This is a genomic window from Salmonella sp. NW645, assembly GCF_051703725.1.
GTDB classification, from domain to species: domain Bacteria; phylum Pseudomonadota; class Gammaproteobacteria; order Enterobacterales; family Enterobacteriaceae; genus Salmonella; species Salmonella enterica.
The window spans coordinates 162,402-188,961 of sequence record NZ_JAMMKR010000003.1; the positions used below are offsets into that span (position 1 = coordinate 162,402).

The window sequence follows — 26,560 nt, forward strand, 5'->3', positions numbered from 1 at the left end:
CAGTCATCATAGGCTGCTGTTTATAAAGGAGAGATTATGCAGAAATTGATATCCCAGGTAGAAGATTTAGCGGGAATTGAAATGAATCACACCACGTCGCTGGTGGTGATATTTGGTATTATTTTTCTGACAGCAGTTGTCGTGCATATTATTTTGCACTGGATAGTACTGCGCGCTTTCGAAAAACGTGCCAACGCCAGTTCCCGCCTGTGGCTGCAAATTATTACCCAGAATAAATTATTCCATCGTCTGGCTTTTACGCTGCAAGGCATCATTGTCAATATTCAGGCCGCGCTCTGGCTACAAAAAGGCAGTGAGGCTGCGGATATCCTGACGACCTGCGCGCAGTTATGGATTATGACCTACGCCCTGCTGTCGTTATTTTCTCTGCTGGACGTGATTTTCAATCTATCGCAAAAATGGCCCGCCGCCTCTCAGTTGCCGCTAAAAGGAATATTTCAGGGCATTAAGCTCATCGGCGCAATTATCGTCGGCATTCTGATGATCTCACTACTGATTGGCCAGTCACCAGCAATTTTAATCAGCGGGCTGGGCGCGATGGCCGCGGTATTAATGCTGGTCTTTAAAGACCCGATTCTTGGCCTGGTTGCCGGTATACAGCTTTCCGCCAACGATATGCTCAAACTGGGCGACTGGCTGGAAATGCCGAAATATGGCGCAGATGGCGCGGTCATTGATATTGGTTTAACCACGGTAAAAGTACGCAACTGGGATAATACCATCACCACCATTCCCACCTGGTCGCTGGTTTCCGACTCGTTCAAAAACTGGAGCGGCATGTCTGCGTCCGGCGGACGCCGGATTAAACGCAGCATTAATATTGACGCGACCAGTATCCATTTTCTGGATGATGATGAAAAACAGCGGCTGTTAACCGCGCAACTGTTAAAGCCGTACCTTACCAGTCGTCATCAGGAAATCGATGAATGGAATAAACAACTGGATGCGCCGGAATCAGCCTTAAATCACCGCCGAATGACCAATATCGGGACATTTCGCGCCTATCTGAACGAATATTTACGCCACCATCCGCGCATCCGTAAAGACATGACGCTGATGGTACGCCAACTGGCGCCTGACGATCATGGTTTGCCGATAGAGATCTACGCCTTTACCAATACCGTCGTGTGGCTGGAATATGAGAGCATCCAGGCCGATATTTTCGACCATATTTTTGCCGTGGTGGAAGAGTTCGGCTTGCGTATTCATCAGACGCCGACCGGCAGCGATATTCGCGCGCTGTCAGGGACATTGCGGCATTAATGGATTGCCCGATCGCATGAGCATGGGATCGGGCAAAAAAGTTAATGAGCCTTACGGCGCAAAACTGTAAACGCGATAAACAGGAATACAATCCATACCGGCAGCAAAATCGCCGACAATCGCATATCGTCCATCGTACACATTAACACCAGAATCAGCGCCAGAAACGCAATGCACAAATAGTTTCCGGCGGGATAGAACAGCGCCTTAAATTGCGTCTCGCGCCCTTTACGACGCATCGCCGCGCGAAAACGTAAATGCGCGAGACAAATCATTATCCAGTTTAGCAATAGCGTCGCGACAACCAGCGCCATCAACAGGCTAAACGCTTTTTGCGGCAACAGATAGTTGATCAGCACCACCAGCGAGGTAATCGCTCCGGAAAGTATCAGCGAGTTCACCGGCACGCCGCGATGGCTGACGCGGGTTAAAAATTTCGGCGCATTGCCTTGTACGGACAGGCCGAACAGCATTCGGCTGTTCGAATAAACGCCGCTGTTATACACCGAAAGCGACGCGACCAGAATAACGAAATTCAGCGCCGAAGCCACCACATTACTGTCCAGGTTATGGAAGATCATCACAAAAGGGCTGCTATTGGATTTCACCTCTACCCACGGATAGAGCGCCAGCAACACCACCAGCGAACCGATGTAGAACAGCAAAATACGGTATACCACCTGATTCACCGCTTTCGGAATGCTTTTTTGCGGATCGCGCGCTTCCGCCGCAGTAATGCCGATCAGCTCCAGTCCGCCAAAAGAAAACATAATCACCGCCAGCGACAGAAGCAAACCATGCCAACCGGTAGCGAAGAAACCGTTATAACGCCAGAGGTTATCAATGCTGGCATGTTCGCCGCCGTGGCCGGAGAACAGCAGCCACAGACCAAAACCTATCATGCCGATAATCGCCAGCACTTTAATGAGCGCGAACCAGAATTCCGTTTCGCCATACAGACGAACGTTCACCAGATTTACGGCATTAATGATAATAAAAAATGCCGCCGCCCAAATCCATGTTGGTACGTCAGGCAGCCAGTACTGCATATAGATGCCCGCCGCGGTCAGCTCCGCCATCCCGACCAGCACAAACATGACCCAATAGTTCCAGCCCGACAAAAAGCCCGCAAACGGCCCCCAATATTTCCAGGCGAAGTGGGCAAACGATCCGGAAACCGGCTCTTCCACGACCATTTCACCCAACTGGCGCATAATGAGAAAAGCGATAATCCCGGCAACGCCATAGCCCAACAAAACAGCCGGCCCCGCCATTTGAATCGCCGGGCCGATGCCCAAAAACAGTCCGGTGCCAATGGCGCCGCCCAGCGCGATTAGCTGAATATGGCGGTTTTGCAACCCCCGTTGAAGCGTCGGTTCATTCTTCGACGCGGCATCCGACACGCTGGCGCCGGATGCAGTTGACGCGTTTTTCACGTCCTACCCCTGTATCGTTTTTATTGAGGGGCACCTTTTAACATTTCGCTCTCGCTGCCGCAAGGCGCAATCGTTTGTCAAGGCTCAACTCCGGACGTTAACGTTATCGTGTAAAAAAAGATGTCGCGGGGAGTAAAAAGAAAAGAGTGCGCGCCGATATAGAACGTTACGGGTGACAGACGCTGGGTATAAAATATGTGAATAACTCTGGACGAAAAGTACGACACCCTACAGAATACATTTAGTATTTTTTCAGTATTTTCAAAAAGGTGAATCAGACCTGGTATCTGTTATCCGTTTTTGAGCCACGCCAGGCATCAACGTCATGAATAAGATCATCAAACGTTTAGAGATCATCAAAAGCGCCATCGAACTTGAGGACGAAGAGATTATCCGTCAGCAGCTCATCTACCTGAAAAATGAGCCGCAGGATGCCGTAATCAGCGCGATTGCCCAGGCGATTGAAGCTCGTCGATTCAGTGACGCCATGCAAGAGATCGCCGCCTGGCTACAGGCTCAACGGGCGCTCTCGACGTGGCAAGATCCCTCTATTGCCGCCAGTAAGCTGGAGCTGAAAGCGCTTGAAGCCCAGCTTCGCGATCTGATTGACAAACGAAATGCGCGGGTACAAATCCTCGACGATTTCAACGACCTCTATCATCTGCGCCTCGGGCCGTTGATGAGCCGTATTCTGGAGTTGCGTAAACAGCTCGCGGTGAGTATGCAGCGTAAGCAAGAAGCCGAAATAAAACGCCGGGAAAAGGATTATCAATCCTGCCTGCAATTTATTTCCCAGGCCGTGGATCAACTGGCAACGCTAAAACAGCAGTGGACAGGATTGAATGCCGCCTCGCGCGAAGCGGTGGGCATCCGTCAGCGAATCCAGCAGCAGACGGAATTAATTACCGCGTTGCTGGCGGAAATTCGCGAGCTGGAAGCGGATTTTTCCCATCAGGACGACAGCGCATTCCGCCAGGCGCAGGAAAATGCGGAACAGGACTATCACCAGTACCGGGAGCAGCAGCAGGAAGCGCAATTCCGCTACGCCCGCGATCAACGTTTGTCGGCAGACGAACGCAGTGAATTAAAACGTTTGTGGCGTCAGGCCAGCCGCCTGTGTCACCCGGATGTGGTCGCCGATGAATTGAAAGAAAAAGCGCACCAGATGATGGTACAGCTTAATCAGGCGCGGCAGAATGCCGATCTGGCGGCAATTCGCGCGTTATTGACGCAGCTGCAAAGCGGTCTGGAACCGATGATGGCAAGCGACAGGCTAAATAACCTGGAACATCTGCGCCATAAAATACGCCAGCTCCGCACACAAATCGACGCGCTGTTGAAAGAGATAACGCAACTGGAAACGGAAAACGCCTGGCGGCTCGCCTCTTCCGTTGCGGATAAGGAAGCCTATTTCTCCGAGCAGGAACGGGCACTAACCGAAATTCGCAATACGCTGGAGGCGCAGGTTCAACAGGTGGAACAGGAACTTCTGTCAGGGTAGTCCATCATTCATCAACACATTGTCGGATGGCGCAAGCGCCATCCGACGAATCGCGGCATAAAGAGGGTAAGAGGGTCGCTACTGTCGCTGTAAAAGTAACGAACGGGCGGAGTCCGCCATGATCATCACCGCACCTGCCAGCATTAACGTATCTTTTAATACCAGCCGTCCGGCGCCCGATAAATACGGAAAACCATAATGCGCATCGCCCAGCGGCATAACCCAGGCCTCCGGCGTGGTGATTAAAAACGACAGCGTGACAAATGGCGTCAGGAATGCCAGCACGCCGCCTGCCAGCCCTAACCAGCGGCTAACAGGGTTAGCCAGTACCAGCGCCGCGATAATCAATTCCACCACGCCCAGACCATCCGAAAACGCATACGTATTATTGGCCGTTTGCCAGGCGCGTTCCTCCGGTTTTAGTTCGCCCTCATGAGTCAGATGCTGACGATATTCTTCAGGATGTTCATAGAAAAAAGACATAAACGGGCTGTTCGCCACAAACGGGGTAATACTGTCTGCCTCATAGGGCACAAATTTTAGTAGTCCAATCCAGATAAAAACGATGGCGATACTCAGGCGAATTAATGTTAATCCCAGCCGATCCCCCTGACTTAACAGACGAAGATATTTATCCATCTCAGGCTCTCCTTATTTATATAATATCGCAGTGGCGTAACCCGTATTATCAATACGCATGGACGTAATTTTCCATGACGACGCCTGTTTACTTTGCGCCAGTCTGGCAATAGCGTCCTCAAGCATTGACGGCGTTGCTGACACCGCAGAAACGCTGATATATTCAACGTCAGTTAGCGGCTGGGCGGAGGCGGAAAACGCCAGCGGCGCAGCCAATAATGAAGCAATAAGTGTGGTAACTTTTAACATCGAGATTTCCAGTCGTGGGTTATTTCAATGGTGTTATAATACGTTACGCCTGACTAAAGCCTTTTCTTTCAGACGCCAGCATATTTGTCCTGGCGTATTTTTATAGCCTGACAGGCAAAAAAAAGCCCTGATTAACAGGGCTACGTTATTTATGTTTTACTTAATGAGAGAGAAGAGATCGTTTAAAGACTCACTCATTGTAGGATGGGTAAATATCTGGTCGCGTAACACCGTATAAGGTAAATCTGCATCCATAACGGTTTTAACGATATTAATCATTTCATGAGAATCGACGCATAACAATGACACCCCTACAATACGCTGCGTATTCACGTCCACTACCGCTTTTAGTACGCCACGGGTATCGTTCATAACACGGGCGCGAGGGATCGCCGCCACCGGTAATGTCACCACCTGCACCGTTGCGCCGCTTGCCCGCGCTTGTTCTTCCGTCAGCCCGACACGAGAGAGCGGCGGCGTCATAAAGACGGAATACGGAACGTTCTGGCGATCGCGGGTACTGCGTTTGCCATCTCCCAATAATCCGTCGCGTACAATACGAAAATCATCCAGTGAAATATAGGTAAACTGCAACCCACCGGTAACGTCGCCCGTCGCCCAGATATTGTCCGCCGTGGTACGCAGGTAATCATCCACGATGATCCCGCCGCGTTCGTTCACCGCCACGCCGGCGTTCTGCAACTGTAAGCCAGCCGTCGCCGGTTTTCGCCCCGACGCCACCAGCAGGGCATCCACAAGATGCGCGCCTTCCGGCGTTTCTACTTGTACCGCGCCCTCCCTTGAGGATACGGCCTGTACGTTGGCGTTTAAAATCAGCTCGACGCCCTTTTCCTGTAAAATGCGGGTAATTGCCTGCGCGATATCCCGATCTTCACGAGGCAGGAATTGCGGCGCTGCTTCAAAGATAGTGACCTTCGTACCGAAGTTGGCGAACATTGAGGCAAATTCAAGGCCAATATAACCGCCGCCTAAAATCCCCAGCCGCGCCGGACGCTGGCTCAGGCTGAGTAGCCCGGTGCTATCGAACACCCCTGCCGTCGTTGTTAAGCCCGTAATAGCCGGGATCACCGACTCTGCGCCAGTATTAATGAAGATCTTTTCTCCCCGTAACACCCGCTCGCCGTCCGCCTGAAATACCCGTAAGGTATGGTTATCAATAAACTCCGCCCTTCCCTCAATCACATCGACATTGTCCAGGTCGGCAAGATTATGAAAATTTTTGTCGCGTAAAAAATTTACGACCGCCGCTTTGCGTTGCATGGCGACAGAAAAATCGCCCTCACGTTCCGCATCATGCACCAGCGTTTTCGTTGGAATACAGCCAATGTTGATGCAGGTTCCGCCGAACATACTGGCGGACTGTTCGATAATCGCCACGCGCCATCCCGTCTTCGCCAGAGTTGCCGCCAACGTTTTTCCTGCCTTGCCAAAACCAATAATGAGCGCCTGATACTGTGTCATCTTCTTTCTCCGCCAAATCACCATCTGTTTGTCAGGACAAGTATAAGTAACGTCAAAAAAGACAGGGTTATCTGCAACGCGTCATTTTTTGTCTTATCGTCTAAATTGGCGGTTAGCAAAAACAAGAGTAGAAATGACATCAAGTCCGAAATATAGTGAAAATAGACAGAAATGGTTATCCCTATTTTTGAAAAAGAATCTGTTCTGGAGTCTATATGGATGCGCTTAGTCGGCTATTGACGCTTAACGCCCCTCAGGGCTCAATCGACAAGAATTGCCCGTTAGGCGGCGACTGGCAGTTGCCGCACGCCGCTGGCGAACTATCGGTGATTCGCTGGCATACCGTTACGCAGGGCGAAGCGCAACTGGAAATGCCTACCGGCGACGCCATGACGCTTACGCCGGGAAAGGTGGTGATTCTGCCGCAAAACTCCGCCCACCGTTTGCGCCAGTCTGGCGAAGCACCGACACATATCGTGTGCGGTAGTCTACGTCTGCACACGACGTCACGTTATTTCCTTACCGCGTTGCCGGAAGTGTTATGTCTTGCCCCGCCGCCGCATAGCCCCGCCAGTATCTGGCTTAACGCCGCCATTTTGCTGTTACAGCAGGAGTCAGAACGCCATTTACCTGGCGCTGAGGTCTTATACAGTCAGCAGTGCGCCACGCTGTTTACCCTCGCCGTTCGCGACTGGCTATCGCAGGCTGGCACAGCGAAAAGCGTGCTCAATTTATTGCTGCATCCCCGGCTGGGCCGCGTGATCCTTCACATGCTGGAAACACCGGCGCATCCCTGGACGGTCGAAACGCTGGCGCAACGGGTACACATGTCGCGGGCGAGCTTCGCCCAGCTATTTCGCGACGTGTCCGCGACGACGCCCTTAGCCGTGTTAACAACGCTGCGCCTGCAAATCGCCGCCCAGACCCTGTCGCGTGAAGCGCTGCCGGTGATGGTGATTGCCGAGTCGGTAGGTTATGCGAGCGAATCTTCTTTTCACAAAGCTTTTGTCCGTGAATTCGGTTGTACACCAGGCGAATACCGCAAACGGGTCAACGCACTCGGACGATAAACGTAGGCTGAACCCGCCTGCAGTTTGACGCCGCAGGCGGGGTGCACACGTTATGCCGCAAGGCGACGATGCCTGCGCAGCCACATCAGCTTGTAGGCTGCCGGAATGATGAACAGCGACAGCAGCGGCGCGGTAATCATGCCGCCGACCATCGGCGCGGCAATACGGCTCATCACCTCAGAACCCGCGCCAGCCCCCCATAAAAAAGGCAGCAGACCGGCGATAATCACCGCTATCGTCATGGCTTTTGGCCGCACCCGGAGCACCGCCCCGTGGTAAAGCGTCTCATCGAGTTTTTCTGCCGAAAAGGTGTTGGGAGCTTGCGCTTTGAAGGCCGCGCCTGCTGGATCACCGGCGATCCCATCATGCTGCGCAGAGCGATCAGTAACTTACTCTCTAATGCGATGCACTATACGCCGCCGGGTAAAACCATTACTCTTCGGATAAAAGAAGCGGACGACCAGATACATATTATTGTTGAAAACCCCGGTACGCCAATCGCGCCGGAACATTTGCCGCGCCTTTTCGATCGTTTTTATCGGGTTGATCCCTCCCGCCAGCGTAAAGGGGAAGGCAGCGGTATAGGCCTGGCAATTGTAAAATCCATCGTCATTGCGCATCAGGGAAAAGTTTCTGTCACCTCCGATACGCGCGCTACTCGTTTTATTTTGACATTACCCAAACACCTCCGTTGAACTGTAGCGATAGTGAAAGGCGCTATCACTAGCCAGCAAAATAATCTGACATCATCGTCATTATCCCGTCACGCGCCAGACCCAACGACTGTTTTATTATTTCTCTTATTAACCCACACCGGAGAAATAAGATAAATAAGTTTACATCCCTTTTAGCTGTCGTTTTTTTATTTCAGCTGGCGTAAACGCCGCAGAGAAAATGGAATCCCGCCAATTATCCGCCACGGCGCATGAGATGATGAATAACGGTGACGCCTTCGCGCATCAGCAAATGGCTCAGACACAGAAACCCAGCGCCCCGACTACTGTGGAAAATGCGACACCCTTTTCTGAAATGGACGACTATGAAAAAGCAATGGTCATCCATCAATCGATGAATAATGCCCATTCTTTCGCCCACGAGATCCAGGCTGAGGAGCACCATAAACAGATTAAACGCAATTAGTTATTTGCATATTAGCGTCACGTACTGCGGATGGCGCAACGTCGCCGCCGCAGAAGCTTACGGATTAACATAATTTTGAGAGGTTAAATGGCGCGCCCTGCAGGATTCGAACCTGCGCCCCACGGCTTAGATGTTTCTGGAACTACCTGAGCTAACAACAAGTTATCCCATTACTACGGCACTCACACTCGTCCCATCCTCGAAAAACATGCAAAGCCTTGCAAGCCGATGCAAAGCTTTGTGTGTCCCGTTTTTGTCCCAAACCACTTAGCAATCAGTAGCCCCAATTGATCGGTAACAACGATCAATTAATAAGATAACAATAAGTTTAAACTATCAAATATCACATTATTGATCGTTTATATCGATCAAAGCAATTTGTAGTGCTACACTCCAGACCTTTCCGAATCCGCTGATTTTCATAATGTTGAAGTTATTCGCTAAGTACACATCGATCGGTGTTCTTAACACGCTTATTCATTGGAGCGTATTTGCTTTTTGTGTGTATGGGATGCATACGCATCAGGCGCTGGCGAACTTTTCCGGTTTTGTTATCGCCGTATCGTTCAGCTTCTATGCCAATGCGCGCTTCACCTTTAACGCCAGCACCACCACGCTTCGCTACATGATGTACGTGGGATTTATGGGAACACTGAGCGCCGTTGTTGGCTGGATGGCTGACAAATGCTCCCTGCCACCACTCCTTACGCTTGTCACCTTTTCAGCTATCAGCCTGATATGCGGATTCATTTATTCAAAGTTCATTGTCTTTAGGGATGCGAAATGAAAATCTCGTTAGTCGTTCCGGTCTTCAATGAAGAAGCCACAATACCTATTTTCTATAAAACGGTTCGCGAGTTTGAAGAGCTAAAACCGTATGAAGTTGAGATTGTTTTCATCAACGACGGAAGCAAAGATGCGACTGAATCAATAATTAACAAAATAGCTGCATCTGATCCGCTCGTTATTCCGCTTTCGTTTACGCGAAACTTCGGTAAAGAACCTGCTCTTTTCGCGGGTCTCGACCATGCAACCGGGGATGCGGTCATTCCTATTGATGTCGATTTACAGGATCCGATAGAAGTTATCCCCCATCTCATTGAGAAGTGGCAGGCTGGCGCGGATATGGTGCTGGCTAAGCGCTCAGACCGCTCAACTGACGGGCGCATGAAGCGTAAGACAGCTGAATGGTTTTATAAGCTGCATAATAAAATCAGCAATCCGAAAATTGAAGAGAACGTCGGTGATTTCCGGTTAATGAGCCGTGAGGTTGTCGAAAATATTAAATTAATGCCCGAACGCAATTTGTTCATGAAGGGGGTGCTCAGTTGGGTTGGCGGAAAAACGGATGTTGTTAAATATGCCCGTGCCGAACGCGTGGCCGGTGATTCGAAATTCAACGGCTGGAAATTATGGAATCTGGCACTCGAAGGTATAACTAGCTTCTCAACTTTTCCTCTGCGTATGTGGACCTATATCGGTCTGGTTGTCGCAGGAATGGCTTTTATTTACGGGGCGTGGATGATTTTGGATACGCTCGCCTTCGGAAACCCAGTAAGAGGATATCCTTCATTACTCGTCTCCATACTTTTCCTTGGAGGGGTGCAGTTGATAGGGATAGGCGTGCTGGGAGAATATATTGGTAGGATATATATAGAGACCAAGAAAAGACCAAAATATATCTTAAAACACAGAGGTGATAAGTGAAACATCAAATATCAAATAAATACATTTATTTTTCTGTATGCGTAATATTTTTCTCTGTGATTTACGTGTTGAATTATTACACACCACTTCAGTCAGATGATTATGGGTATGCAATTCTTGGATATAATTTAGAAGCGCATTTACATCATTACCTTACATGGAGTGGAAGAATTGTTGCAGATTTTATAAGCCCAACATTGCTACTGATAAATAACAAGTTCCTTATAGCAGCAATTCAAACACTTGGTGTATTGTTGGTTCTACTTTTAATTTCAAAATTTGATAATAAAGCAAAAAGATTATATATATTATCAGTAATTTCAATTGTGTTTTTCCTTTCACACCCAAGCTTTGGACAATCAAACTTATGGATTGTTGGTAGTGCAAACTATTTATGGACTTCAGTTTTATATGTTTTTGTAGCTAAAGAGGTAATTGGTTATGTGCAAAATAAAAAAATTAATCCTATTGCCTACCCAGTATCATTATTAGCAGGATGTACAAATGAGAATGCAAGTCTAACATTAGTAGGAATTATCATATTAAGTGTTTTATATTTATTAATAAAGACAAAAAAAATTGACTTTAAGCTTTTATCGATTTTATTTTTAACAATAATAGGCGCGATTTTTTTATTGGCAACACCAGGCAATGAGTCACGAATGATGGATCCATCATTTGCACAGTGGCGTTCACTTTCTTTAATAGAAAAAATTGACTTGCACATTTTCCATAGAGTGCCAGATGTCTTTAAATCATCTAAACTAGCTTATATTATAGCTATAGCGTTAATTGTATTATGTCTGCGTATTGAAAAATCAAAACCAATCACAAAAGATGGCGGGCCTACTGACTTATTAATATCCGCGGTGCTTTTATTTGCCTCAATAGGTTGTTCTTTGGTCATGGTGTTTTCTCCAGCGTTTCCTGATAGGGCAAAGACGCCATCATTTATATTCTGCATTATGTCCATTGCATATTCATTAAACTTCTTAAGGTATGAAATTTTAAATAATTACATAATTAAAACCTTGTACTTTATAATATCTATAACTTTTATAGCTGAGTCAATTTCGGTTATATCTTCATATCACTCAATTAATTTACAAAACTCGATGCGTATTAAACTGATAGCAAAAAGCAATAATGAAAAAGAAACATTAATACCTGAGTTTTATTTCAAACCAATGCCCAGTTCCACTTATAAATTTGACACTTGGACAAATTTTGATGCCATGTCAAAATATTACAACAAAAAAAATATTGTTGCATACGGTACAATATTTGATTATTCAGTCATAGATGATAATAATTATAAAATCCATGATAGTAGCGACATGCAAACAAAAAATGGTTTGAAGGGTATTTATATATATTCAGAAAAATATTTATTGAATACTGTGTTTTTATTTGAATTAACGCATCAAGAAAGGCTATCCGTTCAACCTAATCAGCGTTTCTTTTTCCATGTTACAGACATAACTGGTAATTATCACAATTTCGACTTTGACCCAAACTATACTTACGTAAATGATAGAGTATTCCTTTACGCAAAATTAGATAATATACCATTATGGTATATTAAAAGCGTATCATTTGGGTCATTTGACTCAACATCACCAGCTAAAAGATATTCTCAATTACACTTTACACTTTAAAAGACAGGGCGTAATTTACGCCCTAAATTTCAAGAAGCGTAATAAGCTTTAGATCTAGACAACACATCCAAATCCTTTAGATTTGATGGACCTTGTACTGCAACATTTCCAACACATGGATTAACGTTAGCTCATTGCAGATTAATCGTCTGGTTTTTTGGCAGATCAATTGAAAGATATGCAATAGTAGTATCGTCTGATAACAGACCTTCGAATAGTATATTCAAGGTAAACTTCTGAAGCCCCCACGAGGGACCAACGGTAAACTCACCAAATGAATATGCTCTTGTTACTCCACCTCCCGGTGAGAATGCGAGGATAAGCGTTACAGCCACCTTCGTAGAGACTGATGGATTATCATTAATCATCATAAATGACAACGTTATATTCTTGCCCTGACATTTAAATGCGCTTTTATCGAGTGTCATCTGGAGCAATTTATGAATCGCCACGGATTTAACAGACACCTCAGAGCCATTTAAGATGACTTAAAGAGAGGTGCCTATGAGCGGTAAACGTTATCCCGAAGAGTTTAAAATTGAAGCGGTAAGACAAGTTGTTGAGCGTGGCCATTCTGTTTCCAGCGTCGCAACACATCTCGATATTACTACCCACAGTCTTTACGCCAGGATAAAGAAGTACGGGTCGAACTCCTCCACCAATAAAGAAATAAAGAGCAGTCAGATGATCAGACCGAAATCCGCCGACTCCCGAAAGAGTTGAAGCGGGTTACTGACGAACGGGACATATTAAAAAAAGCCGCAATAGATTCAATTGGTCACTGCAACCATGAATGACAAAAGATAGAGTCCTGAATGCGCTTCTGATGGCCGTGTGGCGACGTAATCACCCGCTATGAATGGCAGTCGATCCTGAAATCGCACGGACTGGAGAGCAGAATGAGCCGTCGTGGCAACTGTCATGACAATGCGGTTGCAGAAAGCTTTTTCCAGCTACTGAAGCGTGAACGGATAAAGGAAAAGATCTACGGAACGAGAGACGAAGCCAGAAGCGATATTTTTGATTACATAGAAATGTTTTATAACAGTAGACGCCGGCATGGTTCGAGCGAGCAGATGCCACCGGCTGAATATGAAAACCTATATCATCAACGACTCAGAAATGTCCAGGTTATCCGTGGTGATTCACAGATATGCTCACCTTGCGCCGAACCATTTAACGGAACACGCGAAGCAAATTGACTCGATTTTCAGTGATGATGTCCCAAATATGTCCCATATGGAAAATAAGGAGGGAATTAAAGAGGCGTAACCAGTTGATATATAATGGCGCGCCCTGCAGGATTCGAACCTGCGACCCACGGCTTAGAAGGCCGTTGCTCTATCCAACTGAGCTAAGGGCGCCTTGTGAAGTGAAGACTTCGTGTAGACGAAACGCGAGAATTATACGGTCAGGCACTCCTGAGTCAATGGCTTTTGTTCTGGTTGCTGACTAAGTGTACGAATATCGTCTTTTCTGGCGCAATGCCAGGTTCCAGGAAATCGCCTGGACACATCTCAGCACGCATAAAGTGGGAATTAAGGCCGCCAGTATTTAGATAATCAATCAGTTTCTTTAATATTTCACCATGATTCACCTGCCGTGTAGGATATTTTTTATGCTGAGTATCGCTATTAAGGAACAAAACAGTCACTTTGAGCATGGTTTGAAAATCATCATGACGCGTCTGGCGAATCAATGGCAGCAGAAAATTGACTTTCTGCCGCCAGAAGAGATAGATAATGCCGATATCGCTTTCCTGGCCCTGGATGATGATTGGTTCAGCGCAGGCTGTTACCAGATACCGATGCATACCCAACATCAGCTACGGGTAATTATTTGTAATAAATGCGATAAAGAAAAGCTCATGTTCAGACCATGTCTGTATATGCTGCCGCATATTTATCGGGAAGATGATGTTGAAGAAATTACCCGGAAAATGATATTGATCTTACATAAGCGAGCGCTTCGACATAGCGTCCCTTCTGGCATTTGCCACTACTGCACGACTCGTCATTTTTCAGTAACAGAACGTCACTTATTAAAACTGATCGCCAGCGGTTATCATTTAAGCGAAACGGCCGCTTTACTTTCGCTTTCTGAAGAGCAGACAAAGTCACTCCGCCGGAGCATTATGCGCAAATTACATGTTAAAACGGAGCAGCAGTTTTTAAAGTATATTAGAGTTAACCTTCATTTCTTACTCAGTAAGTAAACTCACTTAACTTTTTACAAGGCTTACGAAATATCTCACCAATAATTAAGTAACGATACCTACAGGCATTTTTTTAACGCTGCCACAATGATGCCCATAATATCCTGATAGATTCAGGGGTCGAAAATATATGGCTGCATCATAAATGCCTGGAGGAGTGTTTGGTGGCACAGGGTACTTTATTAAAGGAAAGGATAAATCCCCCACACCTGGCGTCTTCACCCACACGTCATTCATATCTCAACAGCAGATTGTTAAAATCTGAGCCAATCGTTAATCTCTCAACTGCGCAATTAATCGGCTATGAGGTCCTGACGCAACTTCCGTCAAAACATGATAGCGAAGTTTTTTTTCAGCAGTTAATGCTGATGGAAGGCATTGAAACATCAGAGCAACGAGGCATTGCTTTTTACGCTGGTGCAACGATGGGACAAGGTTATTTATGGCCAGCCATATTACCAGATATATATTAGAGCAATGGAAAAAGCAGGATGCGCAGCGTACCACGCAGGGAAAGACACCGCCGTTTAAGAAATGCCAAAGACTGCGCCTGCCGTTATCACTCTCCAACGCCGCAGATATTTGATCGCCTTGAGTTACTGGACCAACAGCTTAATTATGCCTTGCCGGTTGGTATCATTTCCCAGGCAATAATTACAACTGATAACTACCTCGGCTATTCATTGAGTCACTACTTATTTTCCGGAAAACGTACCGCTGCATTCCGCTCATTAGATGACATTTCTTTGTGGATTGAAAAGGGGTCGCTCAGACAACTGATTGTAGATATGGAGGCGCTACCTGTCTCCTGTATTGAGGCGCTTAACCAGCTACGCGCGCTCAGTTGGCAACAAAGCGATATCCAGATTTACCTGCTGGTATCAGATAAAACCGCCGCTATAACACAGTTTATCCGTATGGCTGGGCGTTTTTTTGTTCTGTCACGACGACAAAATCTGGCTTCAGTACGCGAAGCCTTGTTATCAGCCGCCGAACCTCGCTTATCGGAAAGCTTTAGCCGTACTGACTGGTTGATGATTGAAACTTTAGCGCAAGGTGCCTCTTTAAAAGAAATAGCACGTCAGCAAAGCGTATCTTATCATCGTGTAGTTTACCGGCTTAAACAACTTATCACCCTCCTTAACCTTCCCCACAGGCAAAGCTTTCTTCGGCTGATCCAGCAGCTAAACGTTACTTTCCACGATATTTTTTAACGGAGTAACGTTTTGGCGAATAAGATTTTTTAAGAAATTACTTATTTTCACTTCCATTAAATGTAAATATTTCACATAAAATTAATATTTACAACTCGTCCTGGTAAGCGATAAAAATTTTTTTCTTACATCGTCCCCTGTCCCTCCTCGTTTTTTGAGGTCTCCAGCGTCAACATCTTTCTGTTATTACATAACAAATACTAAACAATTAGTCTTTCATATTATTTTTATACTTAAAAACAACAGTTTAAACTACTCAATGTCAACTCCAAAGAAAATAGCTCCACCACGAACAAATTTTCTATAACGCCACAGAACATCCTACCCGCTATCCATAATTCGCATTTCGCAAGACTTTTCCGAGAAATCAGACCAGGTATAATCCATATTGTTTTTACTTAATCAGAAATTTCTTTTTTGTTGGTGCGAAATGGACATTCCACATATTTATTACTCTTACGCAAAATAGCCAGTCAACAGGGAAGTCTCATTCTTTATTATTGCTCCACTGTGTGGTGTGTAGATCTGGCTATTTCACAATCTTTAAGGTGTCTGACGCTTATTCTAAAACGAAGGACGCATAACAGTCTGAGGCATACAACAATGAAACCTGCATCTGTTATCATTATGGACGAACACCCTATTGTAAGAATGTCGATCGAAGTTTTACTCGGTAAAAATAGCAATATTCAGGTTGTCCTGAAAACGGATGATAGCCGAACAGCGATAGAGTATCTGCGCACTTATCCTGTTGACCTTGTCATTCTGGATATTGAATTACCGGGCACCGACGGCTTTACCTTACTTAAACGAATCAAATCTATCCAGGAACATACCCGGATACTTTTTTTATCGTCGAAATCAGAGGCTTTTTATGCCGGAAGAGCAATAAGAGCGGGCGCAAACGGATTTGTAAGTAAACGCAAAGACCTCAATGATATTTATAATGCGGTAAAAATGATTTTATCCGGCTATTCTTTTTTTCCATCTGAGACGCTTAACTTTATCAGTAATACCCGTCCCCCCAAAGGCGGGCACCATGATATGCCACTTTCTAACCGCGAAGTCACCGTGCTGCGCTATCTGGCCAATGGAATGTCTAACAAAGAAATTGCCGAGCAACTTTTATTGAGTAACAAGACTATCAGCGCGCATAAGGCCAATATATTTTCTAAACTTGGCCTTCACTCTATCGTTGAGCTTATCGATTACGCCAAATCACACGAATTATTGTAAATGTACTCCCGGCGAATTATCGTTCGGGAGCCACAATAACGGACACTAATTGTAATTGATCAGGAAGGTCGCATCCGCGTTAGCAAGTCCGGGCTGCACGCCATCGGCTAAGGCGATATAGTTCGCATAGAATTTCAGGGTAGCATTGCCGTTGTTGTCAATATCGACGGCCTTGCTGGCCTGTTCAAGCGGCAATCGACGTTGATCGCCATCGCGAATTTCAATCGCCAGTTTTTGCGCCATTTCCGTATCAGCAAGCGCCAGTAATGCCGTGCCGGGCGCTGGCGTCCCGGAAAACGTTATAGACGCCGACCCCGGCGGGCAACCTTCAAGTTTTAGGCTAAAGGCTACCGGTTGCGTGGCGTCACCGACGGCGTGAAGCTGTTTTGTCGGCCAGGTGCCGAGGTTAACCGACTTGTTACTGTCGCCCGCCACCACGGCGCAGGTAAAATCCACCACGTTACCGCGCAGTTCAATATTCACTTCGCCCAGAGATGAGTTGGCCTGACTCAGCGGGCTGAACAAAACACAACCGATAGCGATGAAAACGCGCCGAAAGATCATTATGCCTCCTTAATCATAATCGACTCGTAGATAGCCGCGCGCAGTAAACGGCCCTTCCGCCGGTTTATTCCCCGTCACGCTGATCGGCCAGGCGCGAATACCTACGCGAGCGGCGGCGTTATCATCAAGATGAAACGGAATTTTACTCGACAAATTATTGGGTGTGAGCGGCGTACCGTTGCTATTAGCAACTACAAAACCTAAATCCGGATTATCGGACACCATCGCCTGCCCTGAGGCCTTTTCGGCTTCAAGCCGCATCGATAAATAGGCCTGCGCCGCGACGTTGGTACATTTGATAGCGATAGTTTTCGTTTGCGGCGTGACGCCTTGCGGACGATTACCCGCCCCCGCCTGACTAAATAACGACGCGCCGATATCGCCGAAATCAAACTCCACGACCTGTCCGGCATTCACTTCGCAGTTTTGCGGCACTTCCACTTTGCCGCTGTAGCTAATGGTATATACCGGCGTGCTCAACGCGTCGCCGGTAGAGGTCGTCACATAGACGGTAAACATTGTCTGGCGAGGGATCGTCACCATATTAATAAAAGGCCGTATCACTTTTAATTTAAAAACCAGCTTTGAGTCCTGCACGCCAAACGGCATTTGCTGCGACACGTTAGAGTCGACGCCCATGCGAATATAGTTACGGGGCGGATAAAATACGCCAGCGACACTATCGGTGATGCTCATCGCGCCCAGAAGGTAGTCATTCAGTTTGAGGTATTTAAAATTTCCTTCGGTGCTTCGTACCGGTAATTCTGATACATAGCTTCGGTAGGTATAATTTACCGTTGTCCCCGCCGGGCACGTCGCGTTTACGCCGACCCAACCTGATTTTTCCGGCAACGTAACCACCTGTCCCGGCTGATTATTGCCGCTGGTGAAAACATCTGACAGGTCGTAAAAGATATCGGTCACCGTCCCGTTTGAATTGCGGCAAACCGTCGCCAGCGCGGGATGGGTGAAAAAGAGCGCGGTCCCCGCCAGCAATAGCGCTGAGTATATTTTCATCTCTATTTTTCCTTTTATGACGACGGACGGATACAAGTCGCGCTGGCTATCGTAATCGCCTGCTTCAGGCTATCCTCCGCCAGGGCGTAAGGGGCGATACAACGTGCGTTTTTCCCCTCTCCCCACTGGATGAACAGTTCACCTTTTAGCGGCAAGCCGCTCAGATAAATTTGTCCGTCATCGCCGACCATGCTGGTAATGCCGCTGGCGGTTTCTCGTACTATCGCGCCAAACGGTAACGGACGTCCGCCAAGCCTCGCGGTAATGATGGCCCTTACGCCTATCCGCGTATCAAAAGCGGCCCGCACCAGCGCGCCCTCTGTCGGCACTACGCTGCTGACGTTATTTTCGACATCGGTATGGTTGTCCATCGTGTTGGTATCTAACGCGACGCGGTTATAGCGATATACCGTGGCGTAGGGCATTACCGCATAGCCCCGCCAGTCCGTTTTCACGCCGGTCTGGTTTTCGATGCGCACGCCTTTCGCTCCCGGCGCTTTAATCAAGACATTGGTATCGCCCAACGGTTGGCTAAACGTAATACCATCCGCATGACCGACCACGCCGCCGGAAAGTTGCCAGTTATAGTCATGCTGATCGCGATCGTAGTTATATCCCACGCCCAGCGTGCCATACGTCGCCTGCCAGCTAGCGCTGGCGCTGCCGCTATAACCATTGCTACTGCTACGCCCCTGCGTCACGCTGTAGCTCAGATTACGTCCTTCCAGAAGCGTGCCGCCCACGCCGGTCTGCCAGCTATTGTCGCCGTCGCGGTTGCGGTTGGCGTTAAACGTGGCATAAGTACGATCAAGAAGAGTGTCGCGCGCATAGCGCCGTCCGGTCAGAATGCTAAACGGAACGGACATATTGAATGCCAGAATGCGGTCGGCGCCTGAGATCCCCACCGACTCGCTCCACGACCATGACAGCGAATAACTTATGCCATGCCATCCACTGGCGTATCCCAGTTGATACCAGGTATTGGTATCCGCCGTATTCCAGTAATTTTGTTGACTGCCGGAAAGATACAGTGACCCGTAATCCCCCAGGTTTTGCGAAATATTGACCTGAAAGCGGCCTTTTTTGCTGTAACGGAGATTGTGGTAGCTCTGCGCCACCGGCACTTTATGGCGGCGTCCGTCGCTATCGTATTCGTAGTCGTACCCTTCCATACTGCGGTATGCCACATCATCCAGGGTGTAAAATCCGCGTGTGGAATAGCGGTAACCCAGCAATTGAAAATTAGTCCCGTAATTATTCAGCGATTTGGCGTACAGAAAACGCAACGATTGCCCCTGATGGGTGCTGTCATCTGCCAGTTGGCTACGCGCATGTGTGACATCGACCGACACGGCACCCCAGCCGCCCAAATTTCGCCCCGCCCCGATCACCACGGCACGGTAACGATCGGCAAGTTGCGTACCGCCGTAAGCCGTCAGCCCCGCAGGCAGGCCGGCAATCACCGTTCCCTGGAAAAAGAATGGCGAAGACTGCTGACTATTGCCGCTGCGAAAATCCCCGGCCACCAGGTCATACTTCACCCTGCCCTCACGCTGCAATAGCGGAACGGTAGAGTAAGGCACCGTGTAACGTTGTTGGCTACCGTCTTTTTCATCTACCGTCACCTCAAGGTCGCCGCTGGAAGAGGTAGGATTAAGATCGGTAATCGCAAACGCGCCCGGCGACACATAGCTTTGGTAGATAACATACCCGTTCTGTCGTATCGTCAGCTTTGCCGCCGTCCGGGCGATCCCTCTGACCGTGGGGGCGTAGCCTTGCAGGCTATCGGGATACATATTGTCAGAAGAGTACAGCCGCGCTCCGCGAAAGCCGACGCTATCGAAAACATCGTTCCCGGTATTGCTGTCCCCCATGACCAGTTCGCTTTTTAGCGGAATGATGGCGCGCTGTACCCAGGTGCCAATGTTGTTCCAGCGTTGCGAATGATAGCCGTCCCCCTTCGAATAGTTCCAGGCTCCGTTATTACGCAGCCGCCAGGGGCCATAGTTCAAACCACTCAACAGACTCAAAAAATAGCTATCGCTGTCTGTTCCGCGGCTACCGGTAAAACTGTAATTAATGAGTGCGGCGGGTATCCCTTCATCCCACTCTTCCGGCGGGATATAGCCACGCGCGCTGTTGAGCAATGACGCCTGCGGCAAGCTAATATTTAAGCGCATCGACGCGAAATCGAACGCGACCTCCGCGCCCGGGATTTTCTCAGGAAGGTGAATACACGTGGTATCGACGCCTTTATCTGAGACAGGGAACGCCGCGGTATTCACGCCCAGCCGTTTAATCCACTCCGGTGTAAAACAAGGCATCAGGCCGCCGGATTTATCGCCGGCGCCCACGGCGCCCGCCTCAAAACGGATATCCTGCGTCGCTACGAATTCGTCGTTACGCCAGATATCCACCCGGTAAATACCGGGAGGCTGATGATTACCTTTTTCAAAGCGAGATAAATCCGCCACAGACGCGGTATCCGCCGACAAAAACGCAGGGTTGAAATAACTTTCGCCGCGGCTCGTCAGCGGACACAGCGCCGCCAACACCGACAGCGCCACGCCGCTTAACGGTGATACATAGCCGGGAAATCGCCCTGCAAACCAGGTTGTCTTCTTCATCGTGTTCTCGTGTGGCTTCACGCTCTCTGCTTAACCGAGACTGGCCGTTGTCGCCGACGTCAATGCGCCGTAATCATTGACGGTCTGAAATGTCACGCTGCCCTGCGCGCCAGTCGGTAAGGGAATTTGCATGTCGCTTTTTGGCGCGATCATCACGTTATCAATCTTTTTCGCGCCCACGCTGATATTGACCAGCGTGAGGTAATAAGCAGATGGGTTGGTTATCTTGAGATGGTTGCCGACACGGGAAAATTTCAGCAAGGTCGGCGCATCTTCCGGCGTCTGCGGCAAATTCGCCGGACGCACGAACAGTTTGATGCGCGACAGAATCGCCAGTTGCAGAACGTTTTTTCCTTCAATATGACTTTTATCGACCGACGGGATGGCTTTCACGTTCATCCAGAACAACGACTCCCGATCCCCGGGTAGCGGTTGCCCGGCGTAGATAATACGCAGCGTGTTTTCGCTTTTGGGTTCGCTGACGAATAAAGGCGGCGTAACGATAAACGTTTTTTCTTTCTGCCCGGCGCTATTTTCGATCCATGAATTGACGAGGTAACGTTCTTGAGTATCGCTATTACTGATTGCCAGAGAAGTCTGTTTCGCCGCCGAGGGATAAATAACGCGCGTGGCGCCTAATGCAATCCCCCCCGCCGCCTGTACGTTCAGCGAAGTAAATAACGTGAGAAGAACAATAAAGCCTAATTTTATACTATTCAGCATGGTAAAAAATACCTTTTGCATTGAGTCACGTCGGCAAGAAAATTCATGGGTAAACCAGCGTAAACCACACTTCTGAATGAATTCGTCCCGGCGTCATATTTTCTGAAATTGCCCGATAGCGGGCAGTAAAATGCAAAGTCATTTCTGACGTTAAAATGGGCGTATAATGAAGCGGTAACGTGTTAGGTATGATTTGCCGCTGCTGGTCATCAAATAATGCCAGGCCGATTCCGGCATTACCGATACCCTCGCCGCTGGCCAGAAAAACATGGGGATCTTCCGCAGGCGTAACGCCGGCAAACGCAATGCCGACATGACGCCAGACCTCCGCGCTACAGGAGATTAACCGTAACGAAAATGGAACGCTGACGGGAGCGAAGCTGCCAGGACCGGTAAACGCATTCGTGCGGTACTGTCCCATCAGTACGCGCAAATCCTGGCTTTCAGTGGCGACAGCGCAGCCGCCATTGACCAGTTGTCCGCGCAGGTGAATACGCCCACTCTCTACCATTACCGGCTGCGCAATGACGGGCGACATCAAAATAAGCCCCACTAGCGCCGCGCCTTTCCTTATCATCTGCTATGTTCTCTTTTATCCCCGATAGCCTCTTCCGTTGAGGCGCCTCCCTTCCCTGGCGTTCCCAGACGGGATTATTCGTATTTCATGATAAAGGTGGCGTCGGCATTAGCCTGGCCTGGCGTCGTGGCGGTGGCGGTTGCCTTATAGCGTGCGGTAAAACGCAGCGTATTGGTGCCTTCAACCAGCGCCTGCTTCGCCGAGAAGGTCGCGCCGTCCGGTTTCAACGGTGAGGAGGTGTTATCAAGAATCTCAATCCCGACGCCGGTTGCGGTAGTGCTATTGTCCGCAGAGGAGACAGCCAGCAAATTAGGGTTGGTGTTATCTGCCTGACCAGAGAAAGCCACGGCAGCGGTAGCCGCCACTTTCGGATCGCAGTCATTCAGGACGATGGAGAAAGGCACCTGCGCGGTCGTATCATCAATCGCCGTAAAGCTGGCGGTACGGTATTGACCCAGCGTCACCGTTTGATCGGCGGATTTAGTGCTAACGGCACAGGCTGCATTAACCAGTTTACCTTCGAAATGAATAGTACCGCCACTCACGCTCACCGGAGTAGGATCAGCCGCAACCGCTGCGCCAGCGACAAACATCAGACTCGCAATAGTAGAGGTCATTAATTTATGTTTCATGGATTTCCCTTGAATTACACACACCCGGTTTCGGCATCCTGTCGGCTCCGTTTGAATTATTATCGACATAGCATGTCAGAAAAGTTATCTCTTCATCCTGTAAAGATAGATATCGCGGATTAATTAGTTTTCTGTTTCTCCCCTGAGTATCAGACGCAGTAATTAATCTTTGCGAATATGACATTTCGTCACGGTAATAAATTAAACATTTCGCTAAATAAAAAATAGCCGCAAACTCTTTTAATGACCTAAGCTAATTCTTATTGGGATATAAGAAGGGTCTAATCTTATTTTGTATAAAATGTCGCATTATGCCGCCCGATGCTATTAACGGCGAGGGATTACGGTAACCATAACCAGGGTGATGAATTGTTTCTTTTTGGTTAATCATGGCTCGCTTACTGGTCACGTCTCAGTATCGTCAACAGACGGGGGAGACGTCGCGTTTGCATCGGAAACACAAACGTTAACTGACAGCGAGGCCCGCTTCTGACAAAATAGCGTCATCCCCTTTGACTTGAAGTAACAGATGGAATCTTCTCTCTGATGGCAGCAAAGATTATTGACGGTAAAACGATTGCGCAGCAGGTGCGATCTGAGGTTGCTCAAAAAGTTCAGGCACGCGTCGCAGCAGGTCTTCGCGCTCCCGGCCTGGCTGTGGTGCTGGTCGGCAGCAATCCGGCCTCACAGATTTATGTCGCAAGCAAACGTAAAGCGTGCGACGAAGTGGGATTCGTCTCCCGCTCCTATGACCTGCCAGAAACCACCAGCGAAGCCGAACTGCTGGCGCTTATCGATACTCTGAATGCAGATAACACGATCGACGGTATTCTGGTGCAGTTGCCTTTACCGGCAGGCATCGACAACGTTAAAGTGCTGGAGCGTATCGCGCCAGATAAAGACGTAGACGGTTTTCATCCTTATAATGTCGGTCGTCTGTGCCAGCGTGCGCCGCGCCTGCGTCCCTGTACGCCCCGCGGTATTGTGACCCTGCTTGAGCGTTACAACATTGATACCTACGGCCTGAATGCGGTGGTCATTGGCGCGTCCAATATCGTTGGACGCCCAATGAGCATGGAGCTGCTGCTGGCTGGCTGTACGACTACCGTTACGCACCGCTTTACCAAAGATCTGCGTCACCATGTCGAGCATGCTGATTTGCTCATTGTCGCCGTAGGTAAACCGGGCTTTATTCCCGGCGAATGGATTAAAGAAGGCGCAATTGTGATTGATGTCGGTATTAACCGTCTGGAAAATGGCAAGGTCGTTGGCGACGTCGTGTTTGACGAAGCCGCGGCGCGCGCGTCATACATCACGCCAGTTCCGGGCGGCGTCGGCCCGATGACGGTCGCTACGCTTATCGAAAACACGCTGCAGGCGTGCATTGAATATCACGATCCACAAGGAAAATAACATGGCGACATTCTCTTTAGGCAAGCACCCGCACGTCGAGCTGTGCGATCTGCTCAAGCTGGAAGGCTGGAGCGAAAGCGGCGCACAGGCGAAAATCGCCATTGCCGACGGGTTGGTGAAGGTTGATGGCGCGGTTGAAACGCGTAAACGCTGCAAAATTGTCGCCGGGCAAACCGTTAGCTTTGAAGGCCAAAGTGTGAACGTCGTGGCCTGATACAGAGTGCCGGATAGCGACGCAAAGCGTCTTATCCGGCCTGATTACGCTGTCTTTTCAGATAATCATCCACTTAATCCTCTGCGTTCCAACTGCTAGCATGGCTATTTCCCTGTGAACCATCGCTATGCCTACCGTTATCACCCACGCCGCCGTTCCCCTGTGTTTTGGCGCAGGCTTAGGCCTGAAAGTTATCCCTCCTCGCCTGCTGTTTGCCGGTGTTGTGCTGGCGATGCTCCCCGATGCCGACGTGCTGGCCTTTAAATTTGGCATCGCCTACGGCAACGTTTTCGGCCATCGCGGATTTACCCACTCTTTACTTTTCGCATTCGTCCTCCCCCTGTTGTGCGTACTCGCGGGACGACGATGGTTTCGAGCTGGGCAGGTGCGCTGCTGGCTGTTTTTAACCGTTTCATTGTTGTCGCACAGCCTGCTGGATTCGATAACCACGGGTGGTAAAGGCGTCGGCTGGCTGTGGCCGTGGTCAGATGAACGTTTTTTTGCGCCCTGGCAGGTGATTAAAGTCGCGCCGTTCGCGCTTTCAAGCTACATCACGCCGTATGGACATCAGGTCATTCTCTCAGAATTGCTGTGGGTGTGGTTGCCGGGAAGTATTTTAGTGTTATTTCTATGGGTACTTAAAACGCATATTAAAAGGAATCAATATGAATAAAATGACATTCGCCGCCGCGGTCGTCTGTTTCTCATTTTCCCACGCCAGCTATAGCGAAGAAATGTCTGCCACTGGCTGGTATGCGGCATCGTCTGCGGTTGTCAGCGTGGGCAGTTCCGCACTGGTTAGCGGAATTATACTCTCCCCCGTACTGCTGCCGCTCAACCTGATCATTGGATCTGTTGTCGAAAATAAAAAGCAAAAAACCGCGCTGATAACCACTAAGTCTCCCGATAACAAAGACATTAAAATGCAAGTTCCGCTACATGTCGTCAAAGAAGGCAACCTCAAAGCAGGTGATAAAGTCACTCTGGAAAAAACGCAGGAAGGCACCGGCGCTTATTTGAAAAAAGAGGGCAAAGTCCTTGCCCATATGGTAAATCAGGACGACGCAGGACTTTCCAGCAACCAGACGGTACCGGCCAAATGAAGCGATTCGCGTTTGCCCTGTGGCTCAGCGCAATCTCGCTCAACGCTTATGCAGACAGTGCTAACTGCCACCAAAAAGCAAACACGCCGGAGAGCATCGCAGCGACAATGGATCAGGCGTTACAACTCAAACAACAGCTTAACAGTCAACCCGATCCGGTCGTCATTCTGGTTCGCCAGGGGCAAGATATGTCGAGCCGACATTTAACCTGGTCACATGCTGGCTATGCCATGCGCCAGCCAAACGGAGACTGGCGGGTTTACCATAATCTGAATACTTGCGGAACCGCTGAATCAGCGCTCTATATACAAGGTCTGTATGAGTTTCTGGCTGATGACCTGGTGAATCAGAGCATTGCCGTTTTGCGCCCGCGTTCAGATATCGCGACGGCATTACAAACGCTCTTACATAGCGCTATCAAACTCAATCTCTTCCACAGTCCCCGCTACAACCTGATTGCGTGGCCTTTTTCCGGCCCTTATCAGAATTCGAATGGCTGGCTTCTCGAAGTGTTTGCGCGAGCAAACGATGCGCAGATTTGGTCACGTAATGATGCCCGCCGCTGGTTGCAGCTTCAGGGTTATCAACCCTCTATCGTTAGTGCTGGCACTTTTGAACGATTAGGCGCAAAACTGTTCACCCCTAACGTTTTCACCGACGATCAGCCAGCAGAATTGCTGCGAAAAGGAAATGTGGGGCTAAACAGCGGCGACAGCGTCATCCGCTTTATTGCCCGTTACAGCCGGGCAATACCCAAGTGTGAACATCAGAATCTGGGGGAGTCAGTGTGTGTTTATCTTTCGCCCGGCGCGAAAAAATAAAAAACAGGCCGTTCTATGCAAATAGAGCGGCCTGTAAA

27 protein-coding genes, 1 tRNA gene and 5 pseudogenes are annotated in these 26,560 nt (G+C 48.6%); 20 read left to right on the forward strand and 13 right to left on the reverse strand.

The window, feature by feature from the left end; translation table 11 throughout:
- Positions 1-36 precede the first annotated feature (36 nt).
- Entirely contained in the window at positions 37-1,284 is a 1,248-nt protein-coding gene (locus tag NA389_RS07945; protein ID WP_001170704.1) for a mechanosensitive ion channel family protein, read from the forward strand.
- Positions 1,285-1,325: 41 nt separating this feature from the next.
- Here the strand turns inward: NA389_RS07945 and pheP are convergent, their stop codons facing one another.
- Positions 1,326-2,720, reverse strand: a complete 1,395-nt coding sequence (gene pheP / locus NA389_RS07950; protein WP_000786283.1) for a phenylalanine transporter — start codon at positions 2,718-2,720, stop codon at positions 1,326-1,328.
- Between the two features lie 325 nt (positions 2,721-3,045).
- Here pheP and NA389_RS07955 point away from each other — a divergent pair, with 325 nt between their 5' ends.
- Positions 3,046-4,221 carry a DnaJ family molecular chaperone gene (locus tag NA389_RS07955; protein ID WP_001033457.1) on the forward strand — a complete coding sequence of 392 codons (1,176 nt, stop codon included), beginning with the start codon at positions 3,046-3,048 and terminating at the stop codon, positions 4,219-4,221.
- A gap of 78 nt (positions 4,222-4,299) precedes the next feature.
- On the opposite strand, the gene rclC is transcribed toward NA389_RS07955, so the two are convergent.
- The 3 genes from rclC to rclA all read right to left on the reverse strand — a co-directional run bounded on the left by rclC (position 4,300) and on the right by rclA (position 6,591).
- Positions 4,300-4,860, reverse strand: coding sequence for a reactive chlorine resistance membrane protein RclC (rclC, locus tag NA389_RS07960; protein WP_000362177.1), 561 nt, complete (start codon positions 4,858-4,860; stop codon positions 4,300-4,302).
- A 12-nt stretch (positions 4,861-4,872) separates the two neighbouring features.
- The gene (gene rclB / locus NA389_RS07965) at positions 4,873-5,109 is read right to left on the reverse strand and encodes a reactive chlorine resistance periplasmic protein RclB (RefSeq protein ID WP_000922170.1); all 237 of its coding nucleotides are present in this window, start codon (positions 5,107-5,109) and stop codon (positions 4,873-4,875) included.
- 156 nt (positions 5,110-5,265) lie between these two features.
- Complete coding sequence (rclA, locus tag NA389_RS07970; protein ID WP_000195934.1) at positions 5,266-6,591, reverse strand: reactive chlorine resistance oxidoreductase RclA; 1,326 nt, start codon at positions 6,589-6,591, stop codon at positions 5,266-5,268.
- 215 nt (positions 6,592-6,806) lie between these two features.
- Between rclA and rclR the strand changes: the two genes are divergently transcribed.
- Positions 6,807-7,661, forward strand: coding sequence for a reactive chlorine-specific transcriptional regulator RclR (gene rclR, locus NA389_RS07975; protein ID WP_000339627.1), 855 nt, complete (start codon positions 6,807-6,809; stop codon positions 7,659-7,661).
- A 50-nt stretch (positions 7,662-7,711) separates the two neighbouring features.
- Here rclR and NA389_RS07980 read toward each other — a convergent pair.
- Positions 7,712-7,978 (reverse strand): annotated as a pseudogene (locus NA389_RS07980) (efflux RND transporter permease subunit); the annotation flags it as partial.
- A 3-nt stretch (positions 7,979-7,981) separates the two neighbouring features.
- On the opposite strand from NA389_RS07980, the pseudogene NA389_RS07985 reads away from it, so the two are divergent.
- The 5 genes and pseudogenes from NA389_RS07985 to NA389_RS08005 all read left to right on the forward strand — a co-directional run.
- Positions 7,982-8,356: pseudogene (locus NA389_RS07985) on the forward strand (ATP-binding protein); the annotation flags it as partial.
- Positions 8,357-8,555: 199 nt separating this feature from the next.
- Positions 8,556-8,801 carry a copper-binding protein gene (locus NA389_RS07990; RefSeq protein WP_000445905.1) on the forward strand — a complete coding sequence of 82 codons (246 nt, stop codon included), beginning with the start codon at positions 8,556-8,558 and terminating at the stop codon, positions 8,799-8,801.
- 424 nt (positions 8,802-9,225) lie between these two features.
- Positions 9,226-9,588, forward strand: a complete 363-nt coding sequence (locus tag NA389_RS07995) for a GtrA family protein (protein WP_000915531.1) — start codon at positions 9,226-9,228, stop codon at positions 9,586-9,588.
- Entirely contained in the window at positions 9,585-10,508 is a 924-nt protein-coding gene (locus NA389_RS08000) for a glycosyltransferase family 2 protein (RefSeq protein WP_000703609.1), read from the forward strand. Before NA389_RS07995 ends, NA389_RS08000 begins: the two co-directional genes overlap by 4 nt.
- Positions 10,505-12,166 carry a DUF6056 family protein gene (locus NA389_RS08005; RefSeq protein WP_125872184.1) on the forward strand — a complete coding sequence of 554 codons (1,662 nt, stop codon included), beginning with the start codon at positions 10,505-10,507 and terminating at the stop codon, positions 12,164-12,166. Before NA389_RS08000 ends, NA389_RS08005 begins: the two co-directional genes overlap by 4 nt.
- A gap of 131 nt (positions 12,167-12,297) precedes the next feature.
- On the opposite strand, the gene NA389_RS08010 is transcribed toward NA389_RS08005, so the two are convergent.
- On the reverse strand, positions 12,298-12,633 hold the full coding sequence (locus NA389_RS08010; RefSeq protein ID WP_000114216.1) for a hypothetical protein: 336 nt from the start codon (positions 12,631-12,633) through the stop codon (positions 12,298-12,300).
- 37 nt (positions 12,634-12,670) lie between these two features.
- Between NA389_RS08010 and NA389_RS08015 the strand changes: the two are divergent.
- The 3 pseudogenes from NA389_RS08015 to NA389_RS08025 form a co-directional block, all read left to right on the forward strand.
- A pseudogene (locus NA389_RS08015) lies at positions 12,671-12,927 on the forward strand (transposase); the annotation flags it as partial.
- Positions 12,928-12,959: 32 nt separating this feature from the next.
- A pseudogene (locus tag NA389_RS08020) lies at positions 12,960-13,290 on the forward strand (IS3 family transposase); the annotation flags it as partial.
- Positions 13,291-13,306: 16 nt separating this feature from the next.
- Positions 13,307-13,438 (forward strand): annotated as a pseudogene (locus NA389_RS08025) (integrase); the annotation flags it as partial.
- Between the two features lie 15 nt (positions 13,439-13,453).
- Here NA389_RS08025 and NA389_RS08030 read toward each other — a convergent pair.
- Positions 13,454-13,530, reverse strand: a tRNA-Arg gene (locus NA389_RS08030).
- A 254-nt stretch (positions 13,531-13,784) separates the two neighbouring features.
- On the opposite strand from NA389_RS08030, the gene fimW reads away from it, so the two are divergent.
- The 4 genes from fimW to fimZ all read left to right on the forward strand — a co-directional run bounded on the left by fimW (position 13,785) and on the right by fimZ (position 16,831).
- Positions 13,785-14,381: a fimbria biosynthesis transcriptional regulator FimW gene (fimW, locus tag NA389_RS08035; RefSeq protein ID WP_000948629.1), complete on the forward strand. Its 597-nt coding sequence runs from the start codon at positions 13,785-13,787 to the stop codon at positions 14,379-14,381.
- 161 nt (positions 14,382-14,542) lie between these two features.
- A complete protein-coding gene (locus tag NA389_RS08040) occupies positions 14,543-14,854 on the forward strand; it encodes a hypothetical protein (RefSeq protein WP_000226500.1) in 312 nt (103 codons plus the stop codon).
- 18 nt (positions 14,855-14,872) lie between these two features.
- Entirely contained in the window at positions 14,873-15,595 is a 723-nt protein-coding gene (gene fimY / locus NA389_RS08045) for a fimbria biosynthesis regulator FimY (protein WP_001258106.1), read from the forward strand.
- A gap of 603 nt (positions 15,596-16,198) precedes the next feature.
- Positions 16,199-16,831, forward strand: coding sequence for a fimbria biosynthesis transcriptional regulator FimZ (gene fimZ / locus NA389_RS08050; RefSeq protein ID WP_000801272.1), 633 nt, complete (start codon positions 16,199-16,201; stop codon positions 16,829-16,831).
- Positions 16,832-16,876: 45 nt separating this feature from the next.
- Here fimZ and sfmF read toward each other — a convergent pair whose 3' ends face one another.
- The 6 genes from sfmF to fimA form a co-directional block, all read right to left on the reverse strand.
- Complete coding sequence (gene sfmF / locus NA389_RS08055; protein ID WP_001642932.1) at positions 16,877-17,395, reverse strand: fimbria assembly protein; 519 nt, start codon at positions 17,393-17,395, stop codon at positions 16,877-16,879.
- Positions 17,396-17,404: 9 nt separating this feature from the next.
- Positions 17,405-18,412: a type 1 fimbria D-mannose specific adhesin FimH gene (gene fimH, locus NA389_RS08060; protein ID WP_000708670.1), complete on the reverse strand. Its 1,008-nt coding sequence runs from the start codon at positions 18,410-18,412 to the stop codon at positions 17,405-17,407.
- 14 nt (positions 18,413-18,426) lie between these two features.
- Positions 18,427-21,039 carry a fimbrial biogenesis usher protein gene (locus NA389_RS08065; protein ID WP_000754219.1) on the reverse strand — a complete coding sequence of 871 codons (2,613 nt, stop codon included), beginning with the start codon at positions 21,037-21,039 and terminating at the stop codon, positions 18,427-18,429.
- A gap of 30 nt (positions 21,040-21,069) precedes the next feature.
- Positions 21,070-21,762 (reverse strand): type 1 fimbria chaperone FimC, encoded by a 693-nt coding sequence (gene fimC, locus NA389_RS08070; RefSeq protein ID WP_001519112.1) that lies wholly within the window; start codon positions 21,760-21,762, stop codon positions 21,070-21,072.
- A 43-nt stretch (positions 21,763-21,805) separates the two neighbouring features.
- Positions 21,806-22,339, reverse strand: coding sequence for a type 1 fimbrial protein subunit FimI (gene fimI / locus NA389_RS08075; protein ID WP_000619610.1), 534 nt, complete (start codon positions 22,337-22,339; stop codon positions 21,806-21,808).
- 74 nt (positions 22,340-22,413) lie between these two features.
- On the reverse strand, positions 22,414-22,971 hold the full coding sequence (fimA, locus tag NA389_RS08080; protein ID WP_000681026.1) for a type 1 fimbrial protein subunit FimA: 558 nt from the start codon (positions 22,969-22,971) through the stop codon (positions 22,414-22,416).
- Between the two features lie 546 nt (positions 22,972-23,517).
- Here fimA and folD point away from each other — a divergent pair.
- The 5 genes from folD (at position 23,518) to NA389_RS08105 (ending at position 26,522) form a co-directional block, all read left to right on the forward strand.
- Complete coding sequence (gene folD, locus NA389_RS08085; protein WP_000729165.1) at positions 23,518-24,384, forward strand: bifunctional methylenetetrahydrofolate dehydrogenase/methenyltetrahydrofolate cyclohydrolase FolD; 867 nt, start codon at positions 23,518-23,520, stop codon at positions 24,382-24,384.
- 1 nt (position 24,385) lies between these two features.
- Positions 24,386-24,598: a ribosome-associated protein YbcJ gene (gene ybcJ, locus NA389_RS08090; protein WP_000190278.1), complete on the forward strand. Its 213-nt coding sequence runs from the start codon at positions 24,386-24,388 to the stop codon at positions 24,596-24,598.
- 127 nt (positions 24,599-24,725) lie between these two features.
- On the forward strand, positions 24,726-25,271 hold the full coding sequence (locus tag NA389_RS08095) for a metal-dependent hydrolase (RefSeq protein ID WP_001143505.1): 546 nt from the start codon (positions 24,726-24,728) through the stop codon (positions 25,269-25,271).
- A complete protein-coding gene (locus tag NA389_RS08100) occupies positions 25,264-25,701 on the forward strand; it encodes an STM0539 family protein (RefSeq protein WP_001038576.1) in 438 nt (145 codons plus the stop codon). Before NA389_RS08095 ends, NA389_RS08100 begins: the two co-directional genes overlap by 8 nt.
- Positions 25,698-26,522: a DUF2145 domain-containing protein gene (locus NA389_RS08105; RefSeq protein ID WP_000819112.1), complete on the forward strand. Its 825-nt coding sequence runs from the start codon at positions 25,698-25,700 to the stop codon at positions 26,520-26,522. Before NA389_RS08100 ends, NA389_RS08105 begins: the two co-directional genes overlap by 4 nt.
- Positions 26,523-26,560 lie beyond the last annotated feature (38 nt).